Origin of the sequence: Sphingomonas sp. S2M10, assembly GCF_012650175.1 — a bacterium.
Classification (GTDB): domain Bacteria; phylum Pseudomonadota; class Alphaproteobacteria; order Sphingomonadales; family Sphingomonadaceae; genus Sphingomonas.
Genome location: NZ_JAAILI010000056.1, coordinates 184,498 through 201,091 on the forward strand (window position 1 = coordinate 184,498; position 16,594 = coordinate 201,091).

General features: G+C 68.0%; 16 protein-coding genes. 8 read left to right on the plus strand and 8 right to left on the minus strand.

What is annotated here, in order from left to right:
* Together S2M10_RS14480 and S2M10_RS14485 are read right to left on the minus strand one after the other, a co-directional pair.
* Positions 1–1,968, minus strand: coding sequence for a DNA polymerase Y family protein (locus tag S2M10_RS14480; protein WP_247650820.1), 1,968 nt, complete (start codon positions 1,966–1,968; stop codon positions 1–3).
* A 187-nt stretch (positions 1,969–2,155) separates the two neighbouring features.
* Positions 2,156–2,866, minus strand: a complete 711-nt coding sequence (locus S2M10_RS14485) for a protein ImuA (protein ID WP_168846830.1) — start codon at positions 2,864–2,866, stop codon at positions 2,156–2,158.
* Between the two features lie 246 nt (positions 2,867–3,112).
* Here S2M10_RS14485 and S2M10_RS14490 point away from each other — a divergent pair, with 246 nt between their 5' ends.
* Genes S2M10_RS14490 through rarD form a run of 5 tightly spaced genes read left to right on the plus strand, consistent with a single transcriptional unit; the run spans position 3,113 to position 7,956 of the window.
* Positions 3,113–4,384: a 3-methyl-2-oxobutanoate dehydrogenase (2-methylpropanoyl-transferring) subunit alpha gene (locus S2M10_RS14490; protein ID WP_168846694.1), complete on the plus strand. Its 1,272-nt coding sequence runs from the start codon at positions 3,113–3,115 to the stop codon at positions 4,382–4,384.
* Between the two features lie 14 nt (positions 4,385–4,398).
* Positions 4,399–5,403 (plus strand): alpha-ketoacid dehydrogenase subunit beta, encoded by a 1,005-nt coding sequence (locus S2M10_RS14495; protein WP_168846831.1) that lies wholly within the window; start codon positions 4,399–4,401, stop codon positions 5,401–5,403.
* Positions 5,404–5,408: 5 nt separating this feature from the next.
* The gene (locus S2M10_RS14500; protein ID WP_168846695.1) at positions 5,409–6,716 is read left to right on the plus strand and encodes a dihydrolipoamide acetyltransferase family protein; all 1,308 of its coding nucleotides are present in this window, start codon (positions 5,409–5,411) and stop codon (positions 6,714–6,716) included.
* A 2-nt stretch (positions 6,717–6,718) separates the two neighbouring features.
* Positions 6,719–7,018 carry a YciI-like protein gene (locus S2M10_RS14505; RefSeq protein ID WP_168846696.1) on the plus strand — a complete coding sequence of 100 codons (300 nt, stop codon included), beginning with the start codon at positions 6,719–6,721 and terminating at the stop codon, positions 7,016–7,018.
* Between the two features lie 47 nt (positions 7,019–7,065).
* Entirely contained in the window at positions 7,066–7,956 is an 891-nt protein-coding gene (gene rarD, locus S2M10_RS14510; protein ID WP_168846697.1) for an EamA family transporter RarD, read from the plus strand.
* Between the two features lie 181 nt (positions 7,957–8,137).
* Here rarD and S2M10_RS14515 read toward each other — a convergent pair whose 3' ends face one another.
* The 4 genes from S2M10_RS14515 to S2M10_RS14530 all read right to left on the minus strand — a co-directional run bounded on the left by S2M10_RS14515 (position 8,138) and on the right by S2M10_RS14530 (position 12,216).
* A complete protein-coding gene (locus tag S2M10_RS14515) occupies positions 8,138–9,355 on the minus strand; it encodes an argininosuccinate synthase (protein ID WP_168846698.1) in 1,218 nt (405 codons plus the stop codon).
* A gap of 101 nt (positions 9,356–9,456) precedes the next feature.
* Positions 9,457–10,683 carry a cyclopropane-fatty-acyl-phospholipid synthase family protein gene (locus S2M10_RS14520; protein WP_168846699.1) on the minus strand — a complete coding sequence of 409 codons (1,227 nt, stop codon included), beginning with the start codon at positions 10,681–10,683 and terminating at the stop codon, positions 9,457–9,459.
* A gap of 94 nt (positions 10,684–10,777) precedes the next feature.
* Complete coding sequence (locus tag S2M10_RS14525) at positions 10,778–11,509, minus strand: molybdopterin-dependent oxidoreductase (protein WP_168846700.1); 732 nt, start codon at positions 11,507–11,509, stop codon at positions 10,778–10,780.
* Entirely contained in the window at positions 11,506–12,216 is a 711-nt protein-coding gene (locus S2M10_RS14530; RefSeq protein ID WP_168846701.1) for a cytochrome b/b6 domain-containing protein, read from the minus strand. The genes S2M10_RS14525 and S2M10_RS14530 overlap by 4 nt, the downstream gene beginning before the upstream one ends.
* A 245-nt stretch (positions 12,217–12,461) precedes the next feature.
* On the opposite strand from S2M10_RS14530, the gene S2M10_RS14535 reads away from it, so the two are divergent.
* On the plus strand, positions 12,462–13,082 hold the full coding sequence (locus S2M10_RS14535) for a flavin reductase family protein (RefSeq protein WP_168846702.1): 621 nt from the start codon (positions 12,462–12,464) through the stop codon (positions 13,080–13,082).
* Here the strand turns inward: S2M10_RS14535 and S2M10_RS14540 are convergent.
* Together S2M10_RS14540 and rlmN are read right to left on the minus strand one after the other, a co-directional pair.
* Positions 13,060–13,461 carry a lysozyme inhibitor LprI family protein gene (locus S2M10_RS14540; protein ID WP_168846703.1) on the minus strand — a complete coding sequence of 134 codons (402 nt, stop codon included), beginning with the start codon at positions 13,459–13,461 and terminating at the stop codon, positions 13,060–13,062. The genes S2M10_RS14535 and S2M10_RS14540 overlap by 23 nt on opposite strands.
* Positions 13,462–13,493: 32 nt before the next feature.
* On the minus strand, positions 13,494–14,702 hold the full coding sequence (rlmN, locus tag S2M10_RS14545; RefSeq protein ID WP_168846832.1) for a 23S rRNA (adenine(2503)-C(2))-methyltransferase RlmN: 1,209 nt from the start codon (positions 14,700–14,702) through the stop codon (positions 13,494–13,496).
* 188 nt (positions 14,703–14,890) lie between these two features.
* Here rlmN and S2M10_RS14550 point away from each other — a divergent pair, with 188 nt between their 5' ends.
* Positions 14,891–15,370 carry a DUF4168 domain-containing protein gene (locus S2M10_RS14550; RefSeq protein ID WP_168846704.1) on the plus strand — a complete coding sequence of 160 codons (480 nt, stop codon included), beginning with the start codon at positions 14,891–14,893 and terminating at the stop codon, positions 15,368–15,370.
* 133 nt (positions 15,371–15,503) lie between these two features.
* Positions 15,504–16,589, plus strand: a complete 1,086-nt coding sequence (locus S2M10_RS14555; RefSeq protein WP_211091047.1) for a Ca2+-dependent phosphoinositide-specific phospholipase C — start codon at positions 15,504–15,506, stop codon at positions 16,587–16,589.
* Positions 16,590–16,594 lie beyond the last annotated feature (5 nt).

Here is a 16,594-nt window from a genome sequence, read left to right on the forward strand (position 1 = left end):
TCACCCGAACAGGCCGTGCAGGTACCAGCTGAGATCGCCGGTCACGCTACGCTCGCCATCGCCCTGGCGGAACAGCCAGTAGCGGCGGCCGCGCTCGTCCTCGACGCGGAAATAGTCGCGCGTGGCGTGCGTCTCGGCGGCGCGCTTCCACCATTCGCCATGGATCCGCTCGGGGCCGTCGGCGCGGACCACCTCGTGCCGCTCGCCCCGCCAGGTGAAGCGACGCGGCGGCTGGTCGGGCAGTTCGGCGACCACGAAGTCCAGCCGCTCCGGGCGCCGGAGCAGGCGGATCGGGCGCGGCCAGTCCGGATGCCAGGGCGGCAGCGGCGCGTTGCGGTCGAGCTGCCGGACATCGTCGGCCTTCAGCGGCGGCGCCGCACGCTCGGGCGGGTCGAGGGGCGGAAGTGCTGCGGCCGAACGTTCGGGCACGTCGCTTTCCACGGCCCGCATCCGCCACAGCCGGGCCATGCCGATGCGGGTCGCCAGCGTGTCGATCAAGGGCGCGAGATCGGGGACCGTCTCGGCATCCAGCCGCTCGTCGACCGGCAGCGCGCCCAGCGGTTCGCTGCGCAGCAGATGCAGCGTCATCGCGTCGAGACCATAGCCAGGCTCGATCTGGTCGATACGCCGTGCGAGCAGGCGGAGCAGGTGCGCCGGATCGCGGCTGGCGCGAGCAAGGCCGATGCCGATCCGCTGGGGCACGCCATCGACCCGGTCGGCGACCAGCCCGATCCGGCGCGCGCCCTGCCCCGCTTCGGCCAGCGCTTCGGCGAGACGGTGGACGAGGTCGCCCAGCCAGTGCGCGATCGCCTCGGGGGTGGCGATCGGCTCGGCGAAGCGCTGGGTGACCGCGATCGGCTCGGGCGGGGTGACCGGGGTGACCGGCTCCGGGATGCGGCCCAGCGCCTGGTCGAGCCGCGCGGCGATCGTGGTGCCGAAGCGGCGGACCAACGGCGCGCGGGGGAGCGCCGCGAGCTGGCCGATGCTGTCGACGCCGAGACGGTGGAGCAGATCGAGCGCGTCCGTCTCAAGCCGGAGCGCCTCGACCGGGAGCGGGGCGAGCCAGGCGCCCTGTTCACCGGACGGGCAGAGGAGCAACGTCTCCGGGCGGAAGCGCGCAAAGGCCCAAGCCGCGCCGGGGGTGTCGGCGACGGCGATCTTGCTCGCAAAGCCCAGCCGGGCGAGCAGCGCGTGCAGCCGGCGGAGCATCCGTGCCTCGCCGCCATGGAGATGGGCGACGCCGGTCAGGTCGAGGAACAGCAGGTCCTCGCCGGCGATGGTGGCGCTCGGCGACCAGCGCCGGGCGAGGCTGTGCGCCAGCCGTTCGAGATCGGTGCGGTCGCCATGCGGATCGACGGGGTCGACGCGCAGCTCGGGCACCAGCGCGCGCGCCTGGGTGAGCGCCATGCCGATGCGGATGCCCATGGCGAGCGCAGCCGGACAGGCCGCGGCGACTTCGCTGCGGCTGCCGGTGCGGCGGGAAAGGATGCGGGGGAGGTCCACCGCATCCGCCAAAGTCGCCTGCGTTTGGCTCCGGCGCTCCCCCCGCCCCCCATCGTCATCCCCGCGGAGGCGGGGATCCATTCGCGGTGCCGTCGCGGCTCCCTCTGCAACCGATGAGTCAATGGATGCCCGCCTTCGCGGGGATGACGGTGTATGGGTGGCGGGGGTGGGAGCAGCAACGGTCGGCACAGCCGCACGCGCCGCCACCGGCAGCCGCACCACCCCGCCCGCCATCGCGCCACCCTCGTCGGGCCGCATCCGCTTGAAGGCATGGTCCGCCGCCTCGCTGCGCCGGCCGAGCTCGCGCATCGGCGGCCGCTGGTGCGGCGGCAGCGCGGCGATGGCGGCGTCGCGCGCGGCCCGCGCCCAGCGCGCGCCCGGCCGCCAGCCACCGCCCCGCTGGACCGAGCAGGCCGCTTCCTGTTCGGCGGCGGCGAGGGCCTGTGCCTGAGCGAGGCCATCCAAATCTTCGCTCCCCTCCCGCTTGCGGGAGGGGTTGGAGGAGGGGGCGACGTGGAAGAAGCGCTGCGAGGTTTCAGCCCCTCCCCCGACCCCTCCCGCAAGCGGAAGGGGAGCGCAGGTGGTGGCGGCATCCACATCCTTGGCGTCAGGCGAGCGCGGAATAGAAGAAGCAGTTTCTTGGTGCGCCCGCTCAGGCGGCGGCGCGCGCCGCTCGGCCCGCCGCACGCGGTCGAGCGACCAGTGGGGCAGGAAGAGCGCAGCGACCCGTTGCATCGCAGGCCTCCACCAAAAGTTGGAACGATTCCCCCCCACGTTGCCGCGCCAGCGACAGTTCCCAGCGCGGCCGGCCGACCCCCTCCACCGGCAGCGGCGCCGAGGGTGCACAGCCGATCCGCCAGCGCGTCACTGCGGCCGAGGGCGCCCCCAAGGGATCGCTCCCCTCGCGGGCATGGCGCTTGAGCAGCAAGGCGATCGTGCGGCCCCCCTCGGCCACCAGCTGCAGCCGCCGCGTGGCCGGCATCGCCAGCCGCTTCACCTCGCCGATCACCGCGCCGAGCCCGCGATGGCGCAGCCCTTCCTCCATGATCGCGAGCAACTCGTCGTCGTCGCGCGCCTCGGCATAGATGACGCGCTTGGGATCGAGCCCCACCTGCGCCAGGCCAGGGGCGAACAGATCCCGCCTGCGCACCACCCACAGCACCGGTCCCCAGCAGCGCGCAGCGATTCCGCCGATAAAGGTCGTGGCCGCACAATCGTCGGTCAGGTCGGGCGTGGCGCCGGAAATCTCGTGCAGCGCATCGAGCCGCAGGCCCCCGTCCGCCAGCTTCGCATCGAGCCGCTCCAGCCCGAAGGGCAGCACCGGGCGCCGACGGAATCCGGTGCCGTCGATGGCGCTGAGCATTGCGCGCAACTGGTCGAGAGTGGCAGGATCGGGCACGGCGACTCGCTTGGGGGTTGATGACAGGTCCGACTCGTTCGTTCCTATTTTGTTCTAATCCGGTGCGGAGTCAATCGGAGTCCGCGTCCCAAATTTTTAGGCCAGCGCTGCTGCCCCATCTCGACAGGCCCGTTGAAATTTTATAACAAGCGCGTGAAATCGAGTTCCGTGCGTTGTCCGTGGCGACACGGCCGAATTTATGGAGAGACCATGACGGTGGACGCCCCGCGCGCCAACCTGCCGCCCCTATCGCTGCATGTGCCCGAGCCGCGCTTTCGCCCCGGCGACGAGGCCGATTTCAGCGATCTGTCGATCCCGCCCGCCGGCGCCGCGCGCCGCCCGGACACCGCCGAGCCGGCCGATCGATTCCACGAACTCGCCTATGGCCTGGTCCGCGTCCTCGATGACGACGGCAATGCCGTCGGCCCCTGGGATCCCCGGCTCGATGCCGAGGCCAAGCGCAAAATGCTGCGCAGCATGGCGCTCACCCGCGCGTTTGACGAGCGCATGTTCCGCGCCCAGCGCCAGGGCAAGACCAGCTTCTACATGAAGTCGACCGGCGAGGAGGCGGTGTCGGTCTCGGCAGCCCTTGCCATGGCCGGCGACGACATGTGCTTCCCCAGCTATCGCCAGCAGGGCATCCTGATCACCCGCGGCTACCCGCTGGTCGAGATGATGAACCAGATCTATTCGAACCGGAGCGATCCGCTGCAGGGCCGGCAGCTGCCGATCATGTATTCGTCGAAGGAGACCGGCTTCTTCTCGATCTCGGGCAACCTCGCCACCCAGTACCCGCAGGCGGTGGGCTGGGCGATGGCGAGCGCGGCGCGCGGCGATACCCGCATCGCCGCCACCTGGTGCGGCGAAGGCTCGACCGCCGAAGGCGACTTCCACTCGGCGCTGACCTTCGCGACCGTCTACCGCGCGCCGGTGATCTTCAACGTCGTCAACAACCAATGGGCGATCTCGAGCTTCTCGGGCTTCGCGGGTGCCGAGGCGACCACCTTCGCGGCGCGCGCGATCGGCTATGGCATCGCGGGCCTGCGCATCGACGGCAATGATGCGCTGGCGGTCTATGCCGCTACACAGTGGGCCGCAGAGCGCGCGCGGACCAACCAGGGGCCAACGCTGATCGAGCATTTCACCTACCGCGCCGAGGGCCATTCGACCTCGGACGATCCCAGCGCCTATCGCTCGGCCGGCGAGCCCAATGCCTGGCCGCTCGGCGATCCGATCCGGCGGCTCAAGGACCATCTGATCGGCCTTGGCGAATGGGACGAGGAACGCCACGCGGCGATGGACCTCGAGCTCGCCGAGACGGTGAAGCGCGCGCAGAAGGAAGCCGAGAAGAACGGCATCCTCGGCCACGGCATGCACCAGCCGTTCGAGACCATGTTCGAGGGCGTGTTCGAGGAGATGCCCTGGCACCTGAAGGAACAGAGCGACCAGATGATCGCCGAGCGCAAGGCGGCCGGCATATGAGCGACACCCCCCGGATGAACATGATCCAGGCGATCAACTCGGCCATGGACGTGATGATGGAACGCGACGACCAGGTCGTCGTGATGGGCGAGGATGTCGGCTATTTCGGTGGCGTGTTCCGCGCGACTGCCGGGCTCCAGGCCAAATATGGCAAGACCCGCGCCTTCGACACGCCGATCACCGAGATCGGCATCATCGGCGTGGCGATCGGCATGGGCGCCTATGGCCTGCGCCCCGTGCCCGAGATCCAGTTCGCCGATTACATCTACCCGGCGCTCGACCAGCTCGTTTCCGAGGCGGCGCGGCTGCGCTACCGCTCGAACGGCGACTTCACCGCGCCGATCACGGTGCGCTCGCCCTATGGCGGCGGCATCTTCGGCGGGCAGACGCACAGCCAGTCGCCCGAGGGCATCTTCACGCACGTTTCGGGCATCAAGACGGTGATCCCGTCGACGCCCTATGACGCCAAGGGCCTGCTGATTGCCGCGATCGAGGACAACGACCCCGTCCTCTTCCTTGAGCCGAAGCGCATCTATAACGGCCCGTTCGACGGCCATTATGATCGCCCGGCCAAGAACTGGACCGCGCATCCCGCGAGCGAAGTTCCCGAGGGCTATTACCGCGTCGAACTCGGCAAGGCTGCCACGGTCCGCGCGGGCGAGGCGGTGACGATCCTCTGCTACGGCACGATGGTGCATGTGGTTGCAGCCACGATCGAGGAGCTGGGCGTCGATGCCGAGATCATCGATCTGCGCACGCTGGTGCCGCTCGACATCGCGGCGATCGAAGCCTCGGTCAAGAAGACCGGCCGCTGCATGATCGTCCACGAGGCGACGCGCACCTCGGGCTTCGGCGCCGAGCTCTCGGCCTTGGTGCAGGAGCGCTGCTTCTACCATCTCGAAGCGCCGATCGCCCGCGTCACCGGCTTCGACACGCCTTATCCCCACAGCCTCGAATGGGCCTATTTCCCGGGTCCGGTGCGGATCCGCGAGGCGCTCAACAAACTCCTCAAGGACTGACGCCCATGGCTCGTTTTACCTTTCGTCTGCCGGACATCGGCGAAGGCATTGCCGAGGCCGAGATCGTGGCCTGGCACGTGAAGATCGGCGACCGCGTCGAGGAAGACCAGCAGGTCGCCGACATGATGACCGACAAGGCCACGGTGGAGATGGAATCGCCCGTCTCCGGCGTGGTGGTCGAGCTCGCCGGCGACGTGGGCGACCAGGTGCCGATCGGTTCGGCGCTGATGGTGATCGAGGTCGAAAGCCAGGCAGCGGCGCCGGCCGAGGCGGAGACCGCCGTCGAGGAGCAGGTAGAGGCCGAGAATCCAGGCGTTGAAGAGGCGACCGAGGAAAAGCCCCTCCCCTTCAGGGGAGGGGTTGGGGTGGGGGACTCTCCACCAGCACCATCGCCCGTGGAAGCCATGCCCCACACCCCGCCCCTCTCCCCTGAAGGGGAGAGGGAGAAAGTGCACGTCCTCGCCTCGCCCGCCGTGCGCGCCCGCGCGGCGGACCTCGGCATCGACCTCGCACAGGTAAAGCCCGCCGAGGGCGACCGCGTCCGCCACGCCGATCTCGATGCGTTTCTCCGCTATGGCAGCGCGCAGGGCTATCACGCGCCGCAAGCGTCGCACGCCCGCGAGGATAAGCCGGTGAAGGTGATCGGCATGCGCCGCCGCATCGCCGAGAACATGGCCGCGTCCAAGCGCGCCATCCCCCATTTCACCTATGTCGACGAGATCGACGTCACCGCGCTGGAAGCGATGCGCGGCGACCTCAACGAACATCGCGGCCAGCGCCCCAAGCTGACCATGCTGCCGTTCCTCATCGTCGCCCTGTGTCGCACGCTGCCCGACTTCCCGATGCTCAACGCCCGCTATGACGACGAGGCCGGGGTGGTCACCCGCCATGGCCGCGTCCATCTCGGCATGGCGACCCAGACCGATGCCGGGCTGATGGTGCCGGTGATCCGCGATGCGCAGGACAAGAATGTCTGGCAGCTGGCGAGCGAGATCACCCGCCTCGCCGAGGCCGCGCGCACCGGCAAGGCGACCTCGCAGGAGCTGAGCGGCTCGACGCTCACCGTCACCTCGCTCGGCCCGCTCGGCGGCATTGCGACGACGCCGGTGATCAACCGGCCGGAAGTGGCGATCATCGGCCCGAACAAGATCGTCGAACGCCCGGTCTTCCACGGCGACGACATCGTCCGCGCCAAGCTGATGAACCTGTCGATCAGCTGCGACCACCGCGTCGTCGATGGCTGGGATGCGGCGAGCTTCGTCCAGGCGGTGAAGAAGCTGCTGGAAACGCCGGTCCTGCTGTTCGCCGACTGAGCATGGCGCATGTCCTGCTCCGCTACACCCTGGCGCCCGACTATCTGGCGCGCCGGGGTGCCCTCCGCGAGGCGCATCTCGCGCTCGCCTGGGCGGCGGCGGATGCGGGCACGCTGCTGCTCGGCGGCGCGGTCGGCGATCCGCCCGAGAGCGCACTGCTGCTGTTCGGCAAGGCGGATGCGGCGCGGGCTTTTGCCGAGCAGGATCCCTATGTGACGGAGGGTATCGTCACGCACTGGGATGTCGTTCCCTGGACCACCGTCGTCGGCGCCGAAGCAGCGACCCCGATCCGCCCTGCCTGACCCCGCCGCGTGTTGCGTTGCACCGCAACACGGCGCAACAGGGCGACATGTCCAAAACTCAAGGCGCCGATCGCGCCGGCCTTTTTCTCGGCATTGCCGCCTACAGCCTGTGGGGGGTGCTGCCGCTCTACCTGCACCTGCTGCAATCGGTGCCGGCGCTGCAGGTGCTGTCGCACCGGGTGCTCTGGTCGCTGCTGCTCCTCGCCGTGATTGTGGTGGCGCTGCGCCGGGTGCGGAGCATTGCCGCCGCTGCCAAGGGGCGGACCCTGCTGTTCCTCGTCGGCAGCGCGGCGCTGATCGGGATCAACTGGCTGGTCTATATCTGGGCGGTCCAGCACGAACATGTGCTCGACGCGAGCCTGGGCTATTTCATCAACCCGCTGGTTAATGTCGCACTGGGCATGCTGGTGCTCGGCGAACGGCTGCGGCGCTGGCAGGGCGTAGCGATTGGGCTGGCAGGGCTCGGAGTGCTGCTGCTGACGCTGCATGGCGGCGGCGCGCTGTGGATCCCGCTCGCGCTGGCGCTGAGCTTCGGCGGCTATGGCCTGCTCCGCAAGGTGGCGGCGATCGATGCGCTGGGCGGTCTCACGGTGGAGACGCTCTTGCTCGGGCCGCCTGCCTTGGCGGTGCTGCTCTGGGCGGACCACACCGGTACGGCGGCGTTCGGCGGCTCGACGCGGGTCGACCTGCTGCTGATCGCGGCGGGCGTCGTGACCGCGACGCCGCTGCTGCTGTTCGCCGCGGCCGCCAAGCGGCTTCCCTATGCGACCATGGGGCTGCTCCAGTACATCGCGCCGACGCTGCAGTTCCTGGAGGCGGTGTGGCTGTTCGGCGAACCGGTGCTGCCGGTGCACCTCGCGACCTTCGCGCTGATCTGGTCGGGCTGCGCGCTGTATGCCTGGGACAGCCTGCGGGCGTACCGGGTGTCCCGAACGTAAGCGTTTCCTCCCTCGGGCGCAGCCCGGGGGAGGGGGACCGCCGCCGCAGGCGGTGGTGGAGGGGGCATCCCGCGCACTCCTAAAAAAGGACGCCGCACCGCGCGGCGCCCCCTCCACCACGCCGCTGGTGCGGCGCGGTCCCCCTCCCCCGGCTGCGCCGAGGGAGGAGACGGCAGTTCGTTTACCCCTCGCGGCGGCCGAGCAGGCGCAGGCGCAGCGCGTTGAGCTTGATGAAGCCCGCGGCATCGCGCTGGTCGTACGCACCCTGGTCGTCCTCGAACGTCACCACCTTCTCGCTGTACAGCGAATAGGGCGACTTGCGGCCGGTGACGATCACGCTGCCCTTGTACAGCTTGAGCCGCACGGTGCCGGTGACCTTCTCCTGGCTGTAGTCGACGGCGGCCTGCAGCATCTCGCGCTCGGGCGAGAACCAGAAGCCGTTGTAGATCAGCTCGGCATAGCGCGGGGCCAGCTCGTCCTTGAGGTGCGCGGCGCCGCGATCGAGCGTGATCTGCTCGATGCCGCGATGCGCGAGGTGATAGATGGTGCCGCCCGGGGTCTCGTACATGCCGCGCGACTTCATGCCGACGAAGCGGTTCTCGACCAGGTCGAGCCGGCCGATGCCGTGCTTGCGGCCGAGTTCATTGAGCGCGGTGAGCAGCGTCGCCGGCGACATCGCCTGGCCGTTGAGCGCCACGCCGTCGCCCCGCTCGAAATCGATCGTGATCGTCTCGGGCGTGTCCGGCGCATCCTCCGGGTTCACCGTGCGCGAATAGACGTAGTCGGGCACTTCCTCCCACGGATCCTCAAGCACCTTGCCCTCGGACGAGGTGTGGAGAAGGTTCGCGTCGGTCGAGAAGGGCGACTCGCCGCGCTTGTCCTTGGTCACCGGGATCTGGTGCGATTCGGCGAACTCGATCAGCTTGGTGCGGCTGGTCAGGTCCCATTCGCGCCACGGCGCGATCACCTTGATGTCGGGGTTCAGCGCATAATAGCCGAGCTCGAAACGGACCTGGTCGTTGCCCTTGCCGGTGGCGCCGTGGCTCACCGCATCGGCACCCACCAGCTTGGCGATCTCGATCTGGCGCTTGGCGATCAGCGGCCGCGCGATCGAGGTGCCGAGCAGGTACAGCCCCTCGTAGAGCGCGTTGGCGCGCATCATCGGGAACACATAGTCCTTCACGAATTCCTCGCGCACGTCCTCGATGAAGATGTGCTCGGGCTTCACGCCGGCCATCTCGGCCTTCTTGCGCGCGGGCTCCAGCTCCTCGCCCTGGCCGAGATCGGCGGTGAAGGTCACCACCTCGCAATTATAGGTCTGCTGCAGCCATTTCAGGATCACGCTCGTGTCCAGGCCGCCCGAATAGGCGAGGACGACGCGATGGATCTTATCCGACATGGGGCAGCGACTCCGGGGAAAAAAGGGAAAGGGAAACGCGGGGCCTCTAGGGTCCCCGCGTCCTGCACGCAATATCCGCCTTTTCCCCGGCGTGGGACGGTTCAGTCCTGACGCAGCTTCGCTTCGGCTTCGGCCATATAGTCGCGGGTGAGCGGCAGCGCGGTGCGCGAGCGCGAGAATTGCAGCTGGTAGTTGACCAGGCCGCCGTTCATGAAGCTGACGTAACACCCGGCCAGATAGAAGGTCCACATCCGGTAGAAGCGCTCGTCATAGAGATCGACGATCGCGTCATGCGCGGCGACGGTGCGGTCGTACCAGGCCTTCAGCGTATGGCCGTAGTGCATCCGCAGCACTTCCACGTCGGTAAGGAAATACCGCACGCCCTCATAGCCCTGCGCGATCTCCGACAGCGCCGGGATGTAACCGCCAGGGAAAATGTACTTCAGCGTGAACGCATCGGTATAGCCCGGCGCGCCCGCGCGGCCGATCGTGTGGAGAAGCATCACGCCCTCGGGCGTCATCAGCTCGCGGCACTTGGTGAAGAAAGTGCGATATTGCGGCGTGCCGACATGTTCGAACATGCCGACCGAGACGATCCGGTCGAACTGCCCGGTGAGCGCGCGATAGTCGATCAGCTCGAACTTCACTTTGTCGGCGACACCCGCCGCCTCGGCACGCTCCCGCGCGATCTTGAGCTGCTCTTCGGACAGCGTGATGCCCAGCACCTCGGCGCCGGTCTTCCGGTGGATGTAGAGCGCCATGCCGCCCCAGCCGCAGCCGATATCGAGCACGCGCATGCCCGGCTCGATCGCCAGCTTGGCGACGATATGCGCCTTCTTGTCGGCCTGGGCCTGCTCCAGGCTGTTGCCCGGATCGGTATAATAGGCGCAGCTATATTGCCGGTCGGCATCGAGGAAGAGATCGTAGAGCCGCGCCGAGAGATCATAATGGTGCGCGACGTTCTGCTTCGACTTGCGCGCCATGTTCTTGCGGCCGAGCCAATGGGCGATCCTGCCGGTCGCTCGGTTCAGCGCGGACGGGTTGAGCGCCGCGTTGCTCTTTTCCCATGCGTTGTTCGCGGTCACTAGGTTGAGCAGGTCGAGGATGTCGCCGCGCTCGAGGTTCAGGCTGCCGTCCATATAGGTCTCGGCGGTACCCAGCGCGGGATCGCGGACGATGCGGCCCTCGGCGCCCTTGGACAGGCGCATGGTGACGGGCTTGAGGGCGGGATCGGGGCTGCCAAAGGTGCGGGTGGTGCCGTCGGGTCGGATCAGGGTGAGCTCGCCGCGCTTCACGGCACGGTCGAGGAAGCGGTCAATCAGGGCCATGGCGCTCCACTAGGCAGAGATTGTGTCGGGAATACGCGTCGTGCGTTTCGGCATGCGCAAACGTCCCTGCCGCGCGCCCGAAGCCGCAACGGAATCAGATTCCAGCATACCATTGGTAGCCGCTCATATCTTCCCAGGTGCCGCCCTTGCCCTTGCCGATCCCCGCGAGCGAGGCGACGGCCTCGATGCCGACGAGATATTTGGCCTGTTTGTAGCCGAGCTGCCGCTCCACGCGCAGCCGAAGCGGCGCACCGTGCCCGACATCGAGCAGATGGTCGTTGAGCGCCCAGGCAAGGATCGTCTGGGGGTGGAAGGCGTCGATCAGGTCGATCGACTCATAATAGCCGCCAGCGCCATAGCGATCCGCGCAGTGGAAGACGATGTAGCGCGCTTGCGAATGCAGCCCGGCAGCATTCAGGATGGTGGCGAGCTGCGGCCCCTGCCATTTGCCGATCGCGCTCCACCCCTCGACGCAGTCATGCCGGGTGATCTGCGCGCGCTGGGGCATGTGCTGGAGCTGGTCGAGCGTCAGCTGCATCGGCCTTTCCACCATCCCGCCTACTTTCAGCCGCCAGTCGGCGAATCGCGTGCCGGCCCAGATGTTGTACTCGGGCGTGTTCGGATGGTGGGTGCCGTTGACGCGGAAGATCGGGCTGCGCTGCTCGGGCCTGAATTCGGTGGCGAGCGCTCCCCTGCCGATCGAGCGCTGGAGAAAGCGGTGCGCCTCCTCCGCGCTGGCCAGCACCGGGCTGTCGGTAAAGCGGTCGCAGCCGGTGAGCAGCCCGGCGGCGCCTCCGATCAGCAGGTTGCGGCGCGTGAGGATCATGGCTGCTTCTCCGCAGGCACGCGCCACCAGCCGGTGATCATCGAACGCAGTTCGTTGAGCGGGCCGGCAAGCAGCACCAGGGTCAGGTGGACGAGCAGAAAGGCGAGAATCGCGCCCATGGCGAGGAAGTGCACCGAGCGCGCCGACTGCCGTCCGCCGAACAATTGCGTCAGCCAGGGCCAGGCCGCGTCCATGCCGGGCGACAGGGCAAGGCCGGAGAAGATCACCGCCGGCAGCAACACGAACAGCGTGCCGACATAGGCGAGCTTCTGGAAGATGTTGTAGGCGCGCGGATCCTTAGGGTCGTGGAAGCGCAGCGCGAGATGGTCCTTGAAATCTCTCCACAGATGGCCCGGGCCGAGTTCGCGCGCGCGGATACGCAGGTCGCGCAGGATATGGCCGTTCGCCAGGCTCCAAAGCAGGTAGATCAGCAGGCCGAAGGCCAGCACCAGCGCGAAGAAAAAGTGCCAGTGCCGTGCGCCGGCAAGGCTGTAATAGGAGGGGATCGTCACCCAGCCGGGGAAGCGCGGCAGCGCCAGCCAGGCATGATCGAAATTCGCGCCATATTGCCCCCAATAGAGCCGGGGATGCGCGTTGAAGATCATCAGCCCGCTGCCGACCATGATCAGCAGCGCGATCGCGTTGACCCAGTGCCACAGCCGGGTAACCAGCCGGTGGCGGTAGATCAAAGGGGATTGCTCGGCCATTGGTGCGCCTCTTCCTTCGCCCGTTCAGATCCTCCCCTGCAAGGGAGGTGGCATGCCGAAGGCATGGCGGAGCTCGCCATTGCAGCCGGCACATCCCTCCACCGCCCTGTGGACGGTCTGCCTCCCCTTCCAGGGGAGGATCGCAAGGGCGCAACGGCAGTCGCTTCCGACGTCATCGACGATAGGATATTCGCAGGCCGAGCGGAATCGGTTTCATCTCCGCCGCAAAGATCCCGGAGCGCCGCATGCCGATCGACTTCCACTTCTACGAACCCGTCTCCGGCCACGGCCTCGCGCATGATCCGCTCAATGCGATCGTCGGCCCTCGCCCGATCGGCTGGGTGAGCACCGTCTCGGGCGCCGGCGTGCGCAACCTCGCACCCTACAGCTTCTTCAACCTGTTCAACTATCGTCCGCCGATTGTCGGTTTCGCGTCCACCGGCTGGAAGGACAGCGTCGCCAACATCGCCGCGACAAGGGAATTCGTCTGGAACCTCGCCACGCGACCGCTGGCGGAGGTGATGAACGCCAGCGCCGCCATGGTCGACCCGGAGGTGGACGAGTTCACGTTCGCCGGGATCGACACCCTGCCCTCCCGCACCGTGCGGCCCGATCGCGTGGCCGCGAGCCCGGCACAATTCGAATGCCGCCTCACCCAGCTGATCCGGCTGCAGACCAAGGAGGGGGCGGAAGTGGATAGCTGGCTGGTGCTGGGGGAAGCAGTCGGCGTTCATATCGACCGGGCGATGCTGGAGAACGGCGTCTACCAGACCGCGCGCGCCCGCCCGATCCTGCGCGGCGGCGGCCCGGCCGATTATTTCGAGATCGGCGAGGAGGCGCTGTTCAGGATGTCTCGTCCGCGCTGACGCCCGGCTCGGGCAGGATGGGCGGCGTCGAATCGGGATAGGTCAGCCAGGTCTTCCACAACCAATGGGTGCGCACCTGCGTGAGCGCAATCCGGCAGGTGAGCAGCATCGTGCCGCGGATCGTGCCGCCCTGCCAATGCGCATAGACCGCGTCGCACTCGCCCTTGCGAAAGGCGAGCCAGCGCGCCTGCGCCTCATCGAACGCCCTGGCCACCGCCGCGCCGTCTGCCGTCGCACGCTTGCGCGCGGCGCCGAGATAGCGGTTCATTTCCACCTCCGCCGCGTTGCTGGAACGGGCGAGGCAGGTGTTCATCTCCACCGTCGTCTTGGCATCGGCACAAGGATCGGCGAGCGCGAGGGTGAACAGGAGCAGCGGCATGGCCGCATCCTACAGGCAGAATCGTGCAGGGCTCAACCGAGTGCTGCGAACTTCTCTTCGGCCTCGCGGTCGAGCTGCGCCCGGCTCTTCTTCTCCGACGCGGTCTTGAGCTGGCCGCACGCCGCATCGATGTCGCGCCCGCGCGGGGTGCGCACCGGCGCCGAGATGCCGCCTTCGAACACGATGTTCGAGAAGGACCGGATCCGCTCGGGCGTCGAGCATTCGTACGGCGCGCCGGGCCAGGGGTTGAACGGGATCAGGTTCACCTTGGCGGGCAGCTTGTACTTGCGGAGCAGGCGGACCAGCTCGTGCGCATCGGCGTCGCTGTCGTTCTTGTCCTTGAGCATCACATATTCGAACGTGATGCGGCGGGCATTGTTGGCACCCGGATAATCGGCACAGGCCTGGAGCAGCTCCTCGATGCCGTATTTCTTGTTCAGCGGCACGATCTCGTCGCGCACCTCCTTGGTGACCGCGTGGAGCGACACTGCCAGGTTGACGCCGATCTCCTCGCCCGCCCGCGCCATGATCGGCACCACGCCCGAGGTGGAGAGGGTAATGCGGCGCTTGGAAAGCGCGAGGCCGTCGCCGTCCATCACGATCTGGAGGCCGGCCTTCACCTCGTCGAAATTGTACAGCGGCTCGCCCATGCCCATCATCACGATGTTGGTGAGCAGGCGCCCCTCGGGCTGGCTCGGCCATTCGCCGAGCGAATCGCGCGCGAGCATCACCTGGCCGACGATCTCGCCCGCGGTGAGGTTGCGGACCAGCCGCATCGTGCCGGTGTGGCAGAAGCGGCAGTTGAGCGTGCAGCCCACCTGGCTGGAGACGCACAGGGTGCCCCGATCGGCATCGGGGATGAACACCATCTCATAATCCTGCCCGTCGGGCGAGCGGAGCAGCCACTTGCGGGTGCCGTCGTTCGACACCTGCGCCTCGACCACGTCGGGGCGGCCGATCACGAAGCGCTCGGCCAGCCAGGGATGCTGCGCCTTGGCGATGTCCGTCATCGCCGAGAAGTCGGTGGCACCGCGATTGTAGATCCAGTGCCACAGCTGCTTGGCGCGCAGCTTGGCCTGTTTGGGCTCAAGGCCCGCATTGGCGAGTGCCTCGCGGATGCCGTCGCGGGAGAGACCGATCAGGTCGGTACGCCCGTCCTCGCGCGCGGCGGGGGCACGCGGCACGGGCACGGGATCGATGTGCCCGGGGATGGGCATGGGGGCGGCCGACACTGTCTGCATCGCGTGCATATAGGCGAAAATCGCGGGGTTTTCCAGCGGCGTGATTCCGCAAGCGACCGTCCCTGCACGGGTCATGCCATCCCGCCATGGCAACGATCTATCGTGAATCAGGTGTGCAGCGGAAAACTCAAGCCCCACTGTTACGTTACAGGGGTGCAAAAGAGTTTCATTATTGCGAGGAGTTGATGATGAAAATGATGTTTTCCAGCCTGGCCATTGCCGGCACGCTGATGGCGTCGAGCGCCTTCGCCCAGACCACGACCCCGGCCCCGTCGCCCCCTGCACAGACGACGCCGGCAGACGCCGCCCCCGCGCAGACCACACCCGCGACCCCCGATCAGGGCACCATGGGTGCAGGCACGGCGGCAACCGCGACGGCGGGCGCATCGACCTTTACCGACACCGAGGTCCAGCAATATGCCAAGGCGGCACTCGAGGTGAACAAGATCAACGCCGACGCCGCCATCCCGGCAGCGGAAAAGAACACCAAGTTCGTCGCCGCTATCACCGCCTCGGGCCTGCAGCCGCAGCGCTTCAACGAGATCAGCCAGGCAATGGCCTCGGACACCGCGCTCAACCAGCGCATCCAGGCAGCCGCGGCCCAGGCGCAGACCAGCGGCCAGTCGGCCCAGGCGACCGCGCCGGCCAGCCCGACCGGCGGCAACTAATCGGTTAGCTCCCTCAGGCGGCGGCGGTTCCCAGCGGACCTCCGCCGTTTTTGTGCGCGCGACTGTCATGGATCCGGAACGAAAGCCCGCCAAAGCCACCGCCTTGGGTTCGCTTCGCAAGGGATAGGACGGAATGCGCAACGGGTTGATGGTCGCTGCGGCGGCGCTGCTGATGGCGATGGCACCGGGCAGCACCACGCCGGACGCCGACAAGAGCCTCGACTCGCTCCGCCTGGACCAGGTGCGCGTGCTCGGCTCGCACAACAGCTACCGGCCCTACCCGCTGCCGGAGGTGGAAGCGCGCATCCGCACCTTGCTGCCGAACAGCTGGGAAGGCCTGGCCTATGGCCACCCGCCGCTCGAGAGCCAGCTCGCGCTCGGCCTGCGCCAGCTCGAGATCGACGTCGCGCCCGATCCGCAAGGCGGCGCCTATGCCGCGCCCTATGCCAATGGCACCGCGGAGATACGGGCCGAGATGGCCGCGCCGGGCGCCAAGACCATCCACATCCCCGGCATCGACTGGCAGACACATTGCCGCGTCTTCCGCGCCTGCATGGCGCTGTTCCGCCGCTGGTCGGATGCGCATCCCGGCCATCTGCCGGTGATGATCCTGGTCAATGCCAGCGATGTCCGCCCGATCCCGGGCGTACGCACCACCGATATCGGCTTCGACGCCGCCACGCTCGACGCGCTCGACGCCGACATTGCCGCGACGATCGGCCGCGCGCGGGTGATCGCGCCGGATGACGTCCGCGGCGCGCTCCCCACGCTGCGCGACGCGGTGACCGCGCATCGCTGGCCGACGATCGGCGCCGCGCGCGGCAAGTTCCTGTTCGTGCTCGATACCTCGGATGCCAACGAGGAGCGCTACCGCACCGGCCATCCGAGTCTCAAGGGCCGGATGATGTTCGGCTGGTATCCCGAGGACGCGCCCGAAGCGTCGTTCTTCAACACCCAGAGCCCGACCGCGGACACCGCCACGATCACCCGCCGCGTCAAGGCCGGCTTCATGGTCCGCACCCGCGCCGATGCCGAGACGCTGGAGGCGCGCAACCACGATCGTCGCCGGCTCGATACCGCGATCGCCTCGGGCGCACAGCTGATCAGTACGGACTATTATGAGGGCGCGCCCGATCCGCGCGGGCTCGACTGGGCGGTGTCGCTGGGGAAGAGCACGGTGATCTGCAACAGCGTGACGGCGCGCTGCCCGGCGCGCTGAGGAGG